Source organism: Pseudomonas fluorescens, from assembly GCF_004683905.1.
GTDB classification, from domain to species: domain Bacteria; phylum Pseudomonadota; class Gammaproteobacteria; order Pseudomonadales; family Pseudomonadaceae; genus Aquipseudomonas; species Aquipseudomonas putida_A.
Genome location: NZ_CP038438.1, coordinates 562,681 through 577,764 on the forward strand (window position 1 = coordinate 562,681; position 15,084 = coordinate 577,764).

Annotated in this window: 14 protein-coding genes and 1 riboswitch; of the genes, 8 read left to right on the forward strand and 6 right to left on the reverse strand. The window is 61.6% G+C overall.

The window, feature by feature from the left end:
• Positions 1-47: 47 nt before the first annotated feature.
• The 4 genes from E4T63_RS02500 to E4T63_RS02515 all read right to left on the reverse strand — a co-directional run bounded on the left by E4T63_RS02500 (position 48) and on the right by E4T63_RS02515 (position 3,569).
• Positions 48-1,016, reverse strand: a complete 969-nt coding sequence (locus tag E4T63_RS02500) for a hypothetical protein (RefSeq protein ID WP_027611383.1) — start codon at positions 1,014-1,016, stop codon at positions 48-50.
• A 31-nt stretch (positions 1,017-1,047) separates the two neighbouring features.
• A complete protein-coding gene (locus tag E4T63_RS02505) occupies positions 1,048-1,860 on the reverse strand; it encodes an aldo/keto reductase (protein WP_134785287.1) in 813 nt (270 codons plus the stop codon).
• Positions 1,857-3,032 (reverse strand): NAD(P)/FAD-dependent oxidoreductase, encoded by a 1,176-nt coding sequence (locus E4T63_RS02510; protein WP_135294825.1) that lies wholly within the window; start codon positions 3,030-3,032, stop codon positions 1,857-1,859. Before E4T63_RS02510 ends, E4T63_RS02505 begins: the two co-directional genes overlap by 4 nt.
• Before the next feature lie 204 nt (positions 3,033-3,236).
• Positions 3,237-3,569 (reverse strand): DMT family transporter, encoded by a 333-nt coding sequence (locus tag E4T63_RS02515; protein ID WP_003221050.1) that lies wholly within the window; start codon positions 3,567-3,569, stop codon positions 3,237-3,239.
• A 102-nt stretch (positions 3,570-3,671) separates the two neighbouring features.
• On the opposite strand from E4T63_RS02515, the gene E4T63_RS02520 reads away from it, so the two are divergent.
• Positions 3,672-4,574 (forward strand): LysR family transcriptional regulator, encoded by a 903-nt coding sequence (locus E4T63_RS02520; protein WP_027611386.1) that lies wholly within the window; start codon positions 3,672-3,674, stop codon positions 4,572-4,574.
• Positions 4,575-4,585: 11 nt separating this feature from the next.
• Positions 4,586-5,860, forward strand: a complete 1,275-nt coding sequence (gene waaA / locus E4T63_RS02525; protein ID WP_135294826.1) for a lipid IV(A) 3-deoxy-D-manno-octulosonic acid transferase — start codon at positions 4,586-4,588, stop codon at positions 5,858-5,860.
• A 168-nt stretch (positions 5,861-6,028) separates the two neighbouring features.
• Here waaA and E4T63_RS02530 read toward each other — a convergent pair whose 3' ends face one another.
• Positions 6,029-7,462 (reverse strand): TolC family outer membrane protein, encoded by a 1,434-nt coding sequence (locus tag E4T63_RS02530; RefSeq protein ID WP_134785290.1) that lies wholly within the window; start codon positions 7,460-7,462, stop codon positions 6,029-6,031.
• Between the two features lie 205 nt (positions 7,463-7,667).
• A riboswitch (TPP riboswitch) is annotated at positions 7,668-7,773 on the forward strand.
• A gap of 146 nt (positions 7,774-7,919) precedes the next feature.
• Here E4T63_RS02530 and thiC point away from each other — a divergent pair.
• Positions 7,920-9,809 carry a phosphomethylpyrimidine synthase ThiC gene (gene thiC, locus E4T63_RS02535; protein WP_135294827.1) on the forward strand — a complete coding sequence of 630 codons (1,890 nt, stop codon included), beginning with the start codon at positions 7,920-7,922 and terminating at the stop codon, positions 9,807-9,809.
• Between the two features lie 201 nt (positions 9,810-10,010).
• The gene (cytX, locus tag E4T63_RS02545; RefSeq protein ID WP_135294828.1) at positions 10,011-11,303 is read left to right on the forward strand and encodes a putative hydroxymethylpyrimidine transporter CytX; all 1,293 of its coding nucleotides are present in this window, start codon (positions 10,011-10,013) and stop codon (positions 11,301-11,303) included.
• Here cytX and E4T63_RS02550 read toward each other — a convergent pair.
• Complete coding sequence (locus E4T63_RS02550) at positions 11,272-12,018, reverse strand: RsiV family protein (protein ID WP_027611391.1); 747 nt, start codon at positions 12,016-12,018, stop codon at positions 11,272-11,274. The two genes, cytX and E4T63_RS02550, sit on opposite strands and share 32 nt — an antisense overlap.
• A 229-nt stretch (positions 12,019-12,247) precedes the next feature.
• Here E4T63_RS02550 and E4T63_RS02555 point away from each other — a divergent pair, with 229 nt between their 5' ends.
• The 4 genes from E4T63_RS02555 to E4T63_RS02570 all read left to right on the forward strand — a co-directional run bounded on the left by E4T63_RS02555 (position 12,248) and on the right by E4T63_RS02570 (position 15,072).
• Positions 12,248-12,865, forward strand: coding sequence for an NUDIX domain-containing protein (locus E4T63_RS02555; RefSeq protein ID WP_134785293.1), 618 nt, complete (start codon positions 12,248-12,250; stop codon positions 12,863-12,865).
• On the forward strand, positions 12,856-13,308 hold the full coding sequence (locus E4T63_RS02560; protein ID WP_007967395.1) for a DUF1249 domain-containing protein: 453 nt from the start codon (positions 12,856-12,858) through the stop codon (positions 13,306-13,308). Before E4T63_RS02555 ends, E4T63_RS02560 begins: the two co-directional genes overlap by 10 nt.
• Positions 13,309-13,407: 99 nt before the next feature.
• Positions 13,408-14,223, forward strand: a complete 816-nt coding sequence (gene cpdA, locus E4T63_RS02565; RefSeq protein WP_135294829.1) for a 3',5'-cyclic-AMP phosphodiesterase — start codon at positions 13,408-13,410, stop codon at positions 14,221-14,223.
• 240 nt (positions 14,224-14,463) lie between these two features.
• Positions 14,464-15,072 carry a YqiA/YcfP family alpha/beta fold hydrolase gene (locus tag E4T63_RS02570; RefSeq protein ID WP_134785294.1) on the forward strand — a complete coding sequence of 203 codons (609 nt, stop codon included), beginning with the start codon at positions 14,464-14,466 and terminating at the stop codon, positions 15,070-15,072.
• The last annotated feature ends 12 nt before the right edge of the window (positions 15,073-15,084 follow it).

Here is a 15,084-nt window from a genome sequence, read left to right on the forward strand (position 1 = left end):
AAATGCATTCCATTGTAGAGCTGCCGCAGGCGGCGATCTTTTGCTTTTCAGGAACTGACTTTCTTGCGCGGTACGATCTTCTTCAGCAATTGCCTGGCCTTGCCGCGCAACCGCGCCAGTCCCGTGGGTTTCTCCGGCGGGGTCAGGCCTTGTTGGCGTAACCAGTCCTTCCAGCGAATCCGCTCGTCACGCACCAGCCAGCCATCCTGTCTGGCAAAGCTTTCGGCCAGATACAGACCGCGCGTGCCCGCCGGAGACAGCTGACCTTTCTTCAAGGTATACAGCTCGGCCAGCGGTTCGCCGTCCTGCAACGGCATCAGGTACAAATCCGGGCGCTTGCGGTCCAGTCGCGCCACCAGTTGATCACCTTCCAGGCGTTCATCGACGTGAAACAGACTCAGGGATTTGGCTTCCTTGGGCACGTCCAGGCGCAAGTCGTAGATCAGTTGCAGCGATGCTGTCGGCAGATGCACGTAGGCCCGTGGTCGTTCGAGCAATTGCAGATTGGCGCAGCGCACCGGCCGCGCCGAGCCGGACTGCGGCGTCAGGCGAAACGGCAGGGCCTCGCGATAATGCAGGGCGGAGGCGTAGGGCGCCGGTAGCCAGGTGTCGTTGAAGCGCCCGCCGAGCCAGCCTTCCGGGGTTTCCAGCAGACACTCTTCGGCGATTTCCTGAATCGCTGTGTGCAGCGGGATGTTCAGTTCTTGAGCAGGCACGTAACCGGAAATCAGCTTGAGCACGACGTCGCCGCGATCCTGCCGACGCTGGCGCACCAGTACCCAGTAATCGCGATTCTGCCAGTGCAGGGTCAGGCGCACAGAGACCCCGAGGTTGGCCAGTTCCACCGCAAAGCGCTCGGCATCCGCCACGCTCACCGGTTTGCGCCGCTGCAGGGTCTGGGCGAAATTCAGCGGCATGCCGACGCTCTGATACGTCAGGCCTTCGGGCGTGGCCTCGACGAACAGCGGCAGCGTCTTGAAGTTGCTCGGGTTCTTTCTGATGAGCGTGCGCGGCATGTCGGCTCCTGCTTAAGGCCGCGGGGCGGCGTCAGTGACCACGAAGGACCTGGGCAACGGTCGCAACGTTATGGGCGAGGTGCAGCGGATTGATCGTCCCGACAATAGCACTGGCCACGCCGGGCTGCTGGAACAACAACTCGAAGCTGGCGCGCACCGGATCCACGCCCGGACTCAGGCATACATGGCCGCTGGCCAGGGCTTTTTTCACCAGAATGGCTTTGCCGTGGGCAGCAGCATAGTCAATGACTGCCTTCTCGTTCTGTTCGTTCAGATTGTAGGTGACCATCGCGCAGTCCCCTTGCTCCAGCGCCTTGAGTCCGCCCTCGACCGTTTTGCCGGAGAAGCCGAAACCGCGAATCTTGCCCTCGGCCTTGAGTGCAGCGAGGGTAGCGTAGACCTCTTCGTGTTCGAGGATGGCCATGTCGTTGCCGTCGGAGTGCACCAGCACCAGGTCGATAAAATCGGTTTCAAGACGTTGCAGGCTGCGCTCCACCGACATCCGCGTATGCGCCGCACTGAAGTCATGGCGCGACAGGCCGTCGGCAAACTCTTCACCGACCTTGCTGACGATTACCCAATCCTGCCGCTGGCCGCGCAACAACGGGCCGAGGCGTTCTTCGCTGCGACCGTAGGCCGGGGCGGTGTCGATCAGGTTGATGCCCAACCCTTTGGCCTGCTTGAGCAGCATGCGTGCCGCGTCATCGTCGGGGATCTGGAAACCGTTGGGGTATTTCACGCCTTGGTCGCGGCCAAGTTTGACCGTGCCCAGGCCCAGCGGTGAAACCATCAGGCCGGTGCTGCCCAAGGGGCGATGCAGTTCGTGCAGGGTCGCTACGCTCATGGCAACAGTTGCTCCCAGGCTGGAACGCCCATCGGTGGTTTTGGCAGTGCCGGTAATGGCTCGGCCGGTTGCGGCTGGATGCCGTCGCGGTCCAGCGCAGCGATGACCCGGTCGGCGAAGTCCGGCGCCAGTGCGAGTTTGGTCGGCCAGCCCACCAGCAGGCGACCCTGCTCGGCGAGGAAGGCGTTGTCCGGCCGGCTCAGGCCGGTTTGCAGCGGCTCGGCACGATCCACGCGCAAGGTCGCCCATTGCACCTGGCTCAGATCGATCCATGGCAGCAACTGGCCGAGCTCTTTCTGCGCGGTGGCGATCTGCTCGGCAGGTTCGCGGGCCACGCCATCGCTTTCGGCAATGTCGCCGCCCAGGTACCACACCCAGTTGCCATCAGCGGCCGGGTGGGTGGTGACGGTGATGCGCGGCTTGGTGCCGCCGCCCAGGCAGTGAGCGTACAGCGGCTTCAGGCTTGGGCCTTTGGCGATGATCATGTGCAGCGGTCGGCGTTGCATCTGCGGATGGGTCAGGCCCAGGTCTTCCAGCAATCGGGCAGTGCCGGCGCCGGCACTGAGGACGATGCGTTGGGCGTGGATTTCGCGACCGTCGACCTTCAGGCCGACCAGCACACCGGCTTCCAGCAGCGGCTCGATGGTTTGCCCGGCGAGCAGGCCGTCACCGGCCAGATCGGCCAGGCGCTGGATCAGGCTCGGCACGTCAACCACCAGTTCGGCGAGGCGATAGACCTTGCCCTTGAAGCGCTTGTCTTGCAGGGCCGGCGGCAGTTGATCGCCCTTGACCTGATCGACCCGGCCACGCACGGCTTTGCTGGCGAAGAAACTGGTGAGGTTGCCGGCGAGGGTGCCGGGCGACCACAGGTAATGCGCTTCGGACAACAGGCGCACGCCGGACAGGTCCAGCTCGCCGTTGCCGGCCAGCGCTTCACGCCAGCGGCGCGGCATGTCGGCGATGGCTTCCGAGGCGCCGGTCAGCGCACCGTGCAGCGCATACTTGGCGCCGCCGTGGATGATGCCCTGGGACTTCACGCTCTGCCCGCCGCCGAGACTGGCGCTTTCCACCAGCACGGTCGAAAAACCCTGACGGCGCAGACGCGCGTTCAGCCAGAGGCCGGCGACACCAGCGCCGACAATCAGAACGTCGGTGGAAATAACGGATGGCATGCAACGACCTCAGTGTTCAAGACGAGGGCGCAGTATACAGACTCGGGAAAGAGCGGGATTTGTCGATGATCAACAGGGCAGATGCAAAACCAAATGTGGGAGCGGGCTTGCTCGCGAATGCGGTGTGTCAGTTAACAGAAATGTTGTTGCCACACCGCCTTCGCGAGCAAGCCCGCTTCCACAGGGGATTTGCGTTACTGCAAATCAGTGCCCGGCAGTCTTGGAGAACAGCTGGATGACCACCACGCCGAGCACGATCAGCGCCATTCCGAGCATCGCCGGCACGTCCAGCTTCTGCCCATAAATGAACAGCGCTGCGACGCTGACCATGACGATGCCCATGCCCGCCCACACGGCGTAGGCGACTCCCACCGGTACAGTGCGCACCACCAGCGTCAGCATCCAGAAGGCAATCCCGTAGCCGACGATCACCAGAATCAGCGGCAGCGGGGTGCTCAAGCCTTTGACCGCTTTCATCGAAACGGTGGCGATCACTTCGGCGCAGATGGCGATGGCCAGAAAGGCGTAGGCGTTCATGTGTAGATCCTCATGTAAAACGTTGCTTGCTGAGGCGGCATTCTAGTCGCTCTTCAGATGGGGTAAAGTCATTACCTATCTGTTTTGAAGATGGGTTGCAGCATGAATACCCTGTGGAATCTGGAACAACTGCGCGCCTTCGTCAGCGTCGCCGAACAGCGCTCGTTTTCTGCCGTGGCGCGCCAGCAACGCAAGGCACAGTCGGCGATCAGCAGTGCGATTGCCATGCTGGAAGACGATTTGGGAGTCAGCCTGTTCGAGCGTAGCAGTGGTCGCTCACCCAGGCTCACCGAAGCGGGCGAAGCCCTGCTCGAAGAAGCCCGGGAAGTGCTGCGCCAATGCGAGCGCCTCAATGGTCGGGCGATGGCAATGATGCGCGGCCAGGAAGCGCAGTTGCGCGTGGCGCAGGATGAAGCGATGCCGTATCAGGCACTGGTGGAAAGCTTCGATGCGCTGGCCGAGCAATTTCCCAGCCTCGAAGTGCAACTGACCAGCGCCGCCCAGGGTGAAGTCGCACGCAAACTGGTCGAGCGTCGCGCTGATCTGGGCCTGCTGTTCTATCACGATGAAATCCCCGAAGCGTTGGAACGACGGGTACTGGGCCGGGTAGAAATGGTCACCGTCTGCGGGATCAATCATCCGCTGGCGACGCAGTCCTATGTCACCTGCCAGCAACTGGCACAGCATCGGCAATTGCTGATGTCGACGCAAACCAGCGTCTACCCCGGCAACGAACCGGCTAGCCCGCAAGTCTGGCGCGCTGACAGTTTCTACGTGATGGCCGAATGGTTGGTGCGGGATCTGGGGTGGGCCTGGCTACCCCGGCATGTGGTGCAGTATTCGGCCTATCACGGCCTGATGGTCGAACTGGACAGCGAATGGACCCCGCCGGCGTTGGTGGTGGAGCTGGTCTGGCGCCGGGATGAACCCCTCGGCCCGGCTGCGCGCTGGCTGGCCGAACGTTTTGCCGTGCACTTGCGGGCGATTGGCGACAAAAGTCGATAAACTCCGCCGCCATGAATAGAACTCTCTACACCGCGCTGTTTTACCTGGGGCTGCCATTGGTGGCGATTCGGCTGTGGCTGCGCTCGCGCAAGGCCCCGGCGTATGCCAAGCGGATTGGCGAGCGCTTCTCTTACGGGATGCCGCGACTGCAACCCGGCGGGATCTGGGTGCACGCGGTGTCTGTGGGCGAAAGCATTGCCGCCGCGCCGATGATTCGCGCCTTGCTGCAGCGTTATCCACAGCTGCCGATCACCGTGACCTGCATGACGCCGACCGGATCGGAACGGATTCAGGCACTGTTCGCCAACGAGCCGCGCATCCAGCATTGCTATCTGCCCTATGACTTGCCGTGCGCAGCGGCGCGTTTTCTTGATCACGCCAAACCGAAACTGGCGGTGATCATGGAAACCGAACTGTGGCCCAACCACATCCATCAGTGCGCCAAGCGCGGGATTCCGGTGGCGCTGGCCAACGGGCGATTGTCCGAGCGCTCGGCCCGAGGCTATGGCCGCTTCAGCAAGCTGACCGCGCCGATGCTCGCTGAAATGAGTTTTTTTGCGGTGCAGACCGAAGCCGAAGCCCAACGGTTCCGCGATCTCGGCGCCCGCCCGCAGACGGTTGAAGTCACCGGTTCGATCAAGTTCGATCTGACCATCGACCCGCAACTGCTGCAACGTGCCGCTGAGCTGCGCGGGCAGTGGCAAGCGCTGGAGCGCCCGGTATGGATCGCCGCCAGCACCCACGAAGGCGAAGACGAGGTCGTGCTCGACGCCCATCGTCGGCTGCTGGCGAACTACCCGAATGCGCTGCTGATTCTGGTGCCGCGCCATCCCGAGCGCTTCAACTCGGTGTTCGAGTTGTGCCAGCGTGAAGGCTTTGCCACGGTGCGCCGTTCCACCGGTGCCAACGTCGAAGCGGACACTTCAGTGCTGCTTGGCGACACCATGGGCGAACTGCTGTTTCTCTATGCGCTGGCTGACAGTGCTTTCGTCGGCGGCAGCCTGGTGCCCAACGGCGGGCATAACCTGCTGGAGCCGGCGGCACTGGCAAAACCGGTGCTCAGCGGCCCGCATCTGTTCAACTTCCTCGACATCGCCGCGCAGTTGCGCGAGGCCGGTGCGCTGGCCGAAGTGGATGATGCCGAAGGGCTGGCGGTGGAAGTGCAGCGCCTGTTCGAATTGCCGCGCGATGCGCAACGCATGGCCGAGGCCGGGCTGGCGGTGATGCGCCGTAATCAGGGAGCGTTGCAGCGGTTGCTGGATGGGCTGGGCAGGTTGATCAAATAGTCGCTTGGAACATTTATTGTGGCGAGGGGATTCATCCCCGATCGGCTGCGCAGCAGTCGTTAACCCTGCTTGCCATATCTGACTGAATCACCGCGGTGAATGGTTTTGGGGCTGCTACGCACCCCATCGGGGATAAATCCCCTCGCCACAGGGGATTTTCCAGATTGTTTACGGGCGCGCCTTGAGCTGTGCTTCGGCTGCCTTGGCCAGATCCGGCGGGAGGAAGTCCTTGTCCGGGTTGTAGTCGGGCTTCAGATAGCGTGCCAGGTCCTGCAAGTCACCCGGATTCAACGTCCCCGCCGCCTGCTTCAAGCGCAGGTTGTCGAGGATGTAGTCGTAGCGGGTGTTGTTGTAGTTGCGCACCGAGGTGTACAGCTGGCGCTGGGCGTCGAGCACATCGACGATGTTGCGCGTACCCACCTGATAACCGATTTCCGTGGCTTCCACCGCGCTCTGGTTGGAGATGATCGACTGGCGGCGCGCCTGCACCTGCTCGACATCGGTGTTCACCGCGCGGTGCAGGTTGCGGGTGTTTTCCACCACTTGCCGGCGCAGGGATTCGCGCTGTTGCTCGCTCTGATCCAGTTGCGCATAGGACTGGCGCACTTGCGAACTGGTCAGCCCGCCGCTGTAGATTGGAATGTTCAGTTGCAGGCCCAGGGTGCTTTGCTCGACGTTGCCACTGTACGGCGTACCGAAGGCGTTCGGGTTGGCGAAACCGAGGGCGTCGTTGTCACCCTTTTCGTATTTGGCCACGGCATCGAGGGTCGGCAGGTGACCGGCCTTGCGCTGTTTGAGGGTCTGTTCGGCGGAGCTGACCGCAAAGTTGCTCGCCAGCAGATTGAGGTTCTGCTTGCCCGCGGTGTCGACCCAAGCCTTGGCGTCGTTTGGCGCCGGCGGCAGGATCGGCAGCGTGTGGACGATGCCCTGAATCGAGTTGTACTGACGGTTGGTCAGGGTGATCAGCGCTTCGAACGCATCGTCAACCTGACGCTGCGCAACGATACGGTTGGCGCGCGCGGTGTCGTAACTGGCCTGCGATTGCAGGACATCGGTCTTGTCCGACAGGCCGACATCGAAACGCTCGTTGGACTGGTCGAGCTGACGCTTGAACGCGGCTTCTTCAGCCTTGGTCGAGGCCAGGTTGTCCTGGCTGCGCAGCACGTTGAAGTAGCTTTCAGCCGATTGCAGGATCAGGTTCTGCTCGGTGGCCGACAGTTGCAGGGCGGCTTGTTCGTTGACGTCTTTCGCCGCTTGGTACTGGAACCAGCGATCGGCGCGGAACAAGGGTTGTGCCAGGGTCGCCTGATAGGAATGCGCGCTGCGATTGGCAATGGCTGAAGGCTGGTCGATCGAGGTGCGCACATTCGCCACTTCGGCGCCGCCAGACAAGTTCGGCAGCAAGCCGGCACGGGCCTGCGGCACCACTTCTTTCTGAGCGCCATACTGGGCGCGGGCGGCGGCCAGATCGGCGTTGTTGTCGACGGCTTCCTGATAGACGCTGACCAGATCGGTCTTGGTCGACAAGGGCGCTTCTGCTGCCCAGGCCATTGCGTTGGACGCACAAGACACGGCAAGAGCCAGTGAAAGTTTGCGCAGCATGAGGCGATCCCTAGCAAAAATATTACGAAAATAATGTGCGCGCCAAGGCTACGGCGCGGCCCCGGCAGCGTCAAGGCGCGCAGGGCACAGCGAGTGTAGTTGCGCAATCGTGCGGCAACAATCCTGCAAGTCCCGGTAATTGCGCCATTCATCATGGTGTTTGCCGCGGTGTTGGCGTTCTTTGCCGGTTGTGTCTAGACTGGCCGGGTTCTTGTCGGGGTGCCTTGCTATGAGGCTGAGATCGAATAATTTCGGATCCCGTTGAACCTGATCAGGTTAGCGCCTGCGTAGGGAACAAGATTTCTCGTCACCCGGCGAGTCCTCTTGTGCTTCGTCCGGGATATTGTTCGACAATCGAACGCTCGACGACGATGCACAGCACCAGTCTTGGTGCGTCCGTGCCTTTCAGGTTCTGCTCCGACAATCCATTGCCTGGATGCTGTCTGGAGAGCCCGTGATGACGATAAAAGCAAAAAACGCGATCAACCTGAGTGACTCGGCCAAGGTCGATGAGCAGTCGGTTCAGCCGTTCACCCGTTCGCAGAAAGTCTACGTTCAGGGCTCGCGCCCGGACATCCGCGTGCCGATGCGCGAAATCACCCTCGATGTGACGCCGACCGACTTCGGCGGCGAAATCAACGCACCGGTCACCGTCTACGACACCTCCGGCCCGTACACCGATCCGAACGTGGTGATCGACGTGCGCAAAGGTCTGGGCGACGTGCGTTCGGCGTGGATCGACGACCGTGGCGACACCGAGCGTTTGCCGGGCCTGAGTTCCAATTTCGGCCAGGAGCGCCTCGCTGACCCTGAACTGACCAAACTGCGTTTCGCTCACGTCAACAACCCGCGCCGGGCCAAGGCCGGGGCCAACGTCAGCCAGATGCACTACGCGCGCAAAGGCATCATCACCGCCGAGATGGAATACGTCGCCATCCGCGAAAACATGAAGCTGCAAGAAGCCCGCGCCGCCGGCCTGTTGACCCAGCAACACGCCGGCCACAGCTTCGGCGCGAGCATTCCGAAAGAAATCACCCCCGAGTTCGTCCGCGAAGAAATCGCCCGTGGTCGCGCGATCATCCCGGCCAACATCAACCACGTCGAACTGGAACCGATGATCATCGGCCGTAACTTCCTGGTGAAGATCAACGGCAACATCGGCAACAGCGCCCTGGGTTCGTCCATCGAAGAAGAAGTGGCGAAACTGACCTGGGGCATTCGCTGGGGTTCGGACACAGTGATGGACCTGTCCACCGGCAAACACATTCACGAAACCCGCGAGTGGATCATCCGCAACTCGCCGGTGCCGATCGGTACCGTGCCGATCTATCAGGCGCTGGAGAAGGTCAACGGCGTCGCTGAAGACCTGACCTGGGAGCTGTTCCGCGACACGCTGATCGAGCAGGCCGAGCAGGGCGTCGACTACTTCACCATCCACGCCGGCGTGCTGTTGCGCTACGTGCCGCTGACCGCCAAACGCGTGACCGGCATCGTTTCCCGTGGCGGTTCGATCATGGCCAAGTGGTGCCTGGCGCACCACAAAGAGAACTTCCTCTACACCCACTTCGACGAAATCTGCGAAATCATGAAGGCCTACGACGTCAGCTTCTCGCTGGGCGACGGCCTGCGTCCGGGCTCGATTGCCGACGCCAACGACGAAGCGCAATTCGGCGAACTGGAAACCCTCGGCGAGCTGACCAAGATCGCCTGGAAACACGACGTGCAGTGCATGATCGAAGGCCCGGGCCACGTGCCGATGCAGTTGATCAAAGAGAACATGGACAAGCAGCTGGAGTGCTGTGACGAGGCGCCGTTCTACACCCTCGGCCCGCTGACCACCGACATCGCTCCGGGTTACGACCACATCACCTCGGGTATCGGTGCGGCGATGATCGGCTGGTTCGGTTGCGCCATGCTCTGCTACGTGACGCCGAAGGAACACCTCGGCTTGCCGAACAAGGATGACGTGAAGACCGGGATCATCACCTACAAGATTGCCGCCCACGCAGCGGACCTGGCCAAAGGGCATCCGGGCGCGCAGATTCGCGACAACGCCTTGAGCAAGGCGCGTTTCGAATTCCGTTGGGAAGACCAGTTCAACCTCGGTCTCGATCCGGACACCGCGCGTTCGTATCACGACGAAACCCTGCCGAAGGACTCGGCCAAGGTCGCGCACTTCTGCTCGATGTGCGGGCCGAAATTCTGCTCGATGAAGATCACTCAGGAAGTCCGTGAATACGCGGCCAACCAGCGGATCGACGCGGTCGACGTGGACGTCGCCCAGGGCCTTGCGGAGCAGGCCGAGCGGTTCAAGAAGGAAGGCAGTCAGCTCTATAAAAAAGTCTGATCCCTGACTGATCTTTTGTGGTGAGGGGATTTATCCCCGATCGACTGCGCAGCAGTCGCAATTTTGAGAACCGGGTCCTTCAGATGTACCGCATTCTCAGGTTTTGGGGCTGCTTCGCAGCCCATCGGGGATGAATCCCCTCGCCACAAGTGGGCCAGCTTGATCACACACAACAACAAATGTCCCTCTGAGATAACACCCTTGAGCATTCAACCCGGCACTTATTCCCCTGACCTCGCCGTACCCGCCGACAAGCGTGTGTTCGGCGGTCGCGATCTGTTTTCCCTGTGGTTTTCCCTCGGCATCGGCTTGATGGTATTGCAGACCGGCGCCTTGCTCGCGCCGGGTCTGGGCCTTTCCGGTTCGCTGCTGGCGATTTTCCTCGGCACGCTGGTTGGCGTGCTGCTGCTGGCTGCTGTCGGCGTGATCGGCAGCGACACCGGTCTGTCGTCGATGGCCGCACTGAAACTGAGCCTCGGCAGCAAAGGCGCAAGCCTGCCGGCGCTGCTCAACCTGCTGCAACTGATCGGTTGGGGCTCGTTCGAAATCATAGTCATGCGTGACGCCGCCAGCCTGCTCGGCACTCGCGCGTTCAGCGAGGGTTCGCTGTGGGCCAGTCCGATGCTCTGGACCTTGTGCTTCGGTGCGCTGGCGACCCTGCTCGCGGTCAGCGGGCCGCTGACGTTCGTGCGCAAGATCCTGCGCAAGTGGGGCATCTGGCTGATTCTGGCCGCGTGCATCTGGCTGACCTGGAATCTGTTCACCAAGGCTGATCTGGCGGCACTCTGGGCGCGTGCCGGGGATGGTTCGATGCCGTTCGCCGTGGGCTTCGACATTGCCATCGCCATGCCGTTGTCGTGGCTGCCGCTGATCGCCGACTACTCGCGATTCGGCAAGCGCGCGAAGAACGTGTTCGGTGGCACGGCGATCGGTTTTTTCATCGGCAATTTCTGGTTGATGAGTCTCGGCGTGGCCTACACCCTGGCGTTTGCGCCGAGTGGTGAAGTCAATGCGTTACTGCTGGCACTGGCCGGGGCCGGTCTGGGCATTCCGCTGTTGCTGATTCTGCTGGATGAGTCGGAAAACGCTTTCGCCGACATTCATTCGGCAGCGGTGTCGAGCGGGATTCTGTTGCGCTTGAAAGTCGAGCATCTGGCCTTGGCCATCGGCGTGATCTGCACCCTGATTGCACTGCTGGCGCCATTGGCGCAGTACCAGAACTTCCTGTTGCTGATCGGCTCGGTGTTTGCGCCGCTGTTCGGCGTGGTGCTGGTGGATCACTTCATCCTGCGCAAGCGCAGCGCTCAGGTGGCGTCAGCCGCATTGCGCTGGCCGGCGCTGTTGGCGTGGCTGGGCGGGATCAGCACCTACCACTTGCTGGCGAATCTGTATCCGGATGTCGGCGCGACCCTGCCGGCACTGGTGCTGGCAGGGCTATTGCAGCTGGTGCTCGGGCGAGCCTTCAGTTACGGCCCGGAAACAGCTCGGGTTTGAGAATGCCGTTCAGACGCGGGTAAGGAATCTTCAGTTCGACGTGGCCCAGCGCGTAAGGCGCGATGGTGCTCACGTCGTACTTGAGGATCACGCCACCGTAGGTCAGCGCCACGTTCGGGGTTTTGACGAACGGCCAGCTCTTCACGAAATCCGCTTCCTGATCGAGCTTGGTGCTGATCAGCCAGCTGTTATGCGCCACTTGCGCCGCTTTCCAGAACGCCTCTTCCTGACCCGGCAGCAACATGTCCGACAGGTTCAGCACTTTATGCTGCTGACGCGAATAGTTGATGAAACCGCGGCCCGGCGTGCCATGGGCGCCGCCGGTGTCGAGATAGCTCGACAGTTCGATGATCACCAAGCCGTCATGCTGCTCGCGTACCTTGGCCTGCAAATAGCTGCTGTTGCGCGGGCCGGCGTTGCGCAGGAATTGATCACGATAGGCGGCCAGGGTTGGCGCTACCGCTGCGTTTTGCTCGGTGCGGGTCATTTGCAGCAGGCGTTTTTCGATAATGCCGTCCAGCGCAGGCTCGGCCGCGAAGTGCACGGTATCGATATTCACCAGCGGGCAGTCCGGGTTGGAACAGCCGGGTTTCAGGGTTTCCGACGCATCGCGGGTGGTTTCCAGCGGCGTGCGGTAGTTGGGCTGGAACAGGTTGGCGCAGGCGCCCAGGGTCAGGGCGATGGCGGCCACGGAGGCAATTTTGAAAAGCGACATGGGCGTCCTTTCTGAAACAGGGGAAGGCAAAAAGTTATCCGCTTCGACTCTCGCCGAAGCAGTCAGTTCGCCACTAAGCTAATTAGAGTGGGTTTCGCCTCCACCGTCCATCCCGCTGACGGTAAAGGGGCTGCATCAATCATCGCGGGCGCGTTAGGATGGCGCGAAGTCGAGGTCGCCAGTAACCAAAAGCAGCCTCGTATTGGATTTGCAGCAAGAGAGGATGCTCATGACAGATTTTGCCAACGCCACTCCGGCCACCGTCGATGTCGTAAAGCGCGAGCGCTGCTACGAGGGCTTCTACAAGCTCGACCGTTTGCACCTGCGCCATGAACTGTTCGCCGGGGGCATGAGCCGCGAGATCAACCGCGAAGTCTTCGTGCGTCACGATGCCGTGTGCCTGCTGCCTTACGATCCAAAGCGCGATGAAGTGGTGCTGCTCGAGCAGTTTCGCGTCGGTGCCATGGGCAAGACCGACAACCCGTGGCTGGTTGAGCTGGTCGCCGGTCTGATCGACAAGGCCGAAGTGCCGGAAGAAGTTGCTCACCGCGAGGCGCAGGAGGAAGCTGGGCTGGACATCAAGGCCCTGTGGCCGATGACCCAATATTTCCCGTCGCCGGGTGGCAGCAACGAATACGTGCATTTGTTTCTGGGGCGTTGCAGTACAGAAGGCGTAGGCGGCCTGCATGGGCTGGAGGAAGAAGCAGAAGACATCCGTGTCACGGTCTGGGCCTTTGAAGATGCCTTGCAGGCCGTCCGTGACGGACGCATTGCCAACGCGGCGAGCATCATCGCCTTGCAATGGCTGGCGCTGAACCGCGCCGAAGTGAGGGGGTTATGGTCGTAAACAAGCTGCGCGATCGCTATCGAGTCGACCTCGCCGGGCTGCAAGCCGCCTGCGAGGCCAACTACGCGCGCCTGATGCGACTGGTGCCGGATATGCGCAACGACCCCGAGGCGCGGCGGATCGCCGTGACCCAGGGCGAGCAGATGCTCGGCGTGCTGGCCCTCGAAGTGCTGCAGACTTGCCCCTACACCACCACTTTGCAGGTGCGTCAGGAACACAGTTTGCCGTGGCTGCCGGTGCCGCAACTGGAAGTGCAGGTCTATCACGACGCGCGCATGGCCGAGGTGATCAGCGCCGAACATGCACGACGCTTTCGCGGCATCTATCCTTACCCGAACGCCGCGATGCATCAGCCGGATGAAAAGGCCCAGCTCAATCTGTTCCTCGGGGAATGGCTGAGCCATTGTCTGGCCCTGGGGCACGAGTACGAAGTCGTACGCTAGTTGTGAACTGCGTCCGGTTCGCCGGTTTCCCCTTTGCGTCATCCCCCAGCATAATTGCGGCACTCAACCGATTCCGTGCTTTTGCCCTGGGAGAACGCCTTGCCGAGCGTATCCACATTGACCACCGCCGATCCGGCGTTGCTGGTGCAGTTATCCGACAGTCATCTGTTCGCCGAGGCGGACGGCACACTGCTGGGCATGAACACCCGCGAGAGCCTGCAAAAGGTCATCGAACTGGTGCTCAGGCAGCAACTTCGGATCGACTTGATTCTGGCCACGGGTGATCTTTCCCAGGATGGCACTCTGGAGTCGTATCAGCAGTTTCGTGAGATGACGGCGCAGATCGATGCGCCGGCGCGCTGGATTCCCGGCAATCACGATGAGCCGCAAATCATGGCTCAGGCCGCGGTGCAAAGTGCATTGCTGGAGTCAGTGGTCGATGTCGGCAACTGGCGCGTGACCTTGCTCGACTCGGCGGTGCCGGGTTCGGTGCCGGGTTATCTGCAGGATGATCAGTTGCAACTGCTGGCGCGCTCGCTGAGCGAAGCGCCGGAGCGCCATCATCTGGTGTGTTTCCACCATCATCCGGTACCAGTAGGTTGTGCCTGGGCGGAGCCGATCGGCTTGCGCAATCCCGAAGCATTCTTCGACGTGCTCGATCGTTTTCCTCAGGCTCGCGCGGTGCTGTGGGGGCATGTGCATCAGGAGATCGACCGCGAACGCAACGGCGTACGGCTGATGGCCTCGCCATCGACCTGCATTCAGTTCGAGCCCGGCAGTCACGACTTCAAGGTCGGCGAACAGGCGCCGGGCTATCGCTGGTTGCGGCTGTTGCCGGACGGGCGGCTGGAAACCGGTGTCGAGCGCGTTACCGACTTCCAATTCACCGTCGATTACGGCTCCGAAGGCTACTGATTTCGATCAAGAGCCCCTCACCCCAGCCCTCTCCCGGAGGGAGAGGGAGCTGACCGAGGTGTCTGGCGTTATCCATCGACCTGAAAGAATGTGTCGATTATGGATTCGCTGAAACTCGCTCAAGTCGGTGTAGCTCTTGAATATCCCCCATTCAGTCCCTTTCCCTCCGGGAGAGGGCTAGGGTGAGGGGCTTTCTCCCTGTAAACTCCGCTATCTTTCGCCGACACCCAGGGAGCTCAAATGTCCGGTTCGATCCTCTATATCCACGGTTTCAACAGCGCGCCGGCCTCGAAAAAGGCCTGTCAGCTGGTCGAGGTGATGGAACGGCTGGGTTTGAGCGACCAATTGCGTGTCCCGGCGCTGCATCACCACCCGCGTGAAGCCATCGGTCAGTTGCAGCGGGCGATTGCCGAGCTGGGCCGGCCGTTGCTGGTGGGAAGCTCACTCGGCGGCTACTATGCGACTCACCTGGCTGAGCGCCACGGCTTGAAAGCCCTGCTGGTCAACCCGGCGGTCAGCCCGCACCGGATGTTCGACGGCTACCTGGGCACACAGAAAAACCTGTATACCGATGAGACCTGGGAATTGACCCACGACCATGTGACGGCCCTGGCCGAGCTGGAAGTGCCGGCACCCGTGGATGCACAGCGTTATCAGGTGTGGTTGCAGACCGGCGATGAAACACTGGATTATCGCCTCGCCCAGCAGCATTACCGGGCCTGCGCCTTGCGCATTCAGGCCGGCGGCGACCATGGTTACCAGGGTTTTGCCGAACAATTACCGGCGTTGTTGAGTTTTGCCGGCATTGGCGCCGATTTGTATCAGGCAATCGATTTCACCGCACTGTGAAGTCTTGCCCCT

What these genes read in the sequence shown, in the direction of transcription:
- E4T63_RS02520 (WP_027611386.1), top strand. Translation starts at nt 3,672, where the DNA reads ATGAATACCCTGTGGAATCTGGAACAACTGCGCGCCTTCGTCAGCGTC.
- E4T63_RS02555 (WP_134785293.1), top strand. Translation starts at nt 12,248, where the DNA reads ATGACAGATTTTGCCAACGCCACTCCGGCCACCGTCGATGTCGTAAAG.
- thiC (WP_135294827.1), top strand. Translation starts at nt 7,920, where the DNA reads ATGACGATAAAAGCAAAAAACGCGATCAACCTGAGTGACTCGGCCAAG.
- E4T63_RS02505 (WP_134785287.1), bottom strand. Translation starts at nt 1,860, where the DNA reads ATGAGCGTAGCGACCCTGCACGAACTGCATCGCCCCTTGGGCAGCACC.
- E4T63_RS02510 (WP_135294825.1), bottom strand. Translation starts at nt 3,032, where the DNA reads ATGCCATCCGTTATTTCCACCGACGTTCTGATTGTCGGCGCTGGTGTC.
- E4T63_RS02550 (WP_027611391.1), bottom strand. Translation starts at nt 12,018, where the DNA reads ATGTCGCTTTTCAAAATTGCCTCCGTGGCCGCCATCGCCCTGACCCTG.
- E4T63_RS02500 (WP_027611383.1), bottom strand. Translation starts at nt 1,016, where the DNA reads ATGCCGCGCACGCTCATCAGAAAGAACCCGAGCAACTTCAAGACGCTG.
- E4T63_RS02560 (WP_007967395.1), top strand. Translation starts at nt 12,856, where the DNA reads ATGGTCGTAAACAAGCTGCGCGATCGCTATCGAGTCGACCTCGCCGGG.
- E4T63_RS02570 (WP_134785294.1), top strand. Translation starts at nt 14,464, where the DNA reads ATGTCCGGTTCGATCCTCTATATCCACGGTTTCAACAGCGCGCCGGCC.
- waaA (WP_135294826.1), top strand. Translation starts at nt 4,586, where the DNA reads ATGAATAGAACTCTCTACACCGCGCTGTTTTACCTGGGGCTGCCATTG.
- E4T63_RS02515 (WP_003221050.1), bottom strand. Translation starts at nt 3,569, where the DNA reads ATGAACGCCTACGCCTTTCTGGCCATCGCCATCTGCGCCGAAGTGATC.
- E4T63_RS02530 (WP_134785290.1), bottom strand. Translation starts at nt 7,462, where the DNA reads ATGCTGCGCAAACTTTCACTGGCTCTTGCCGTGTCTTGTGCGTCCAAC.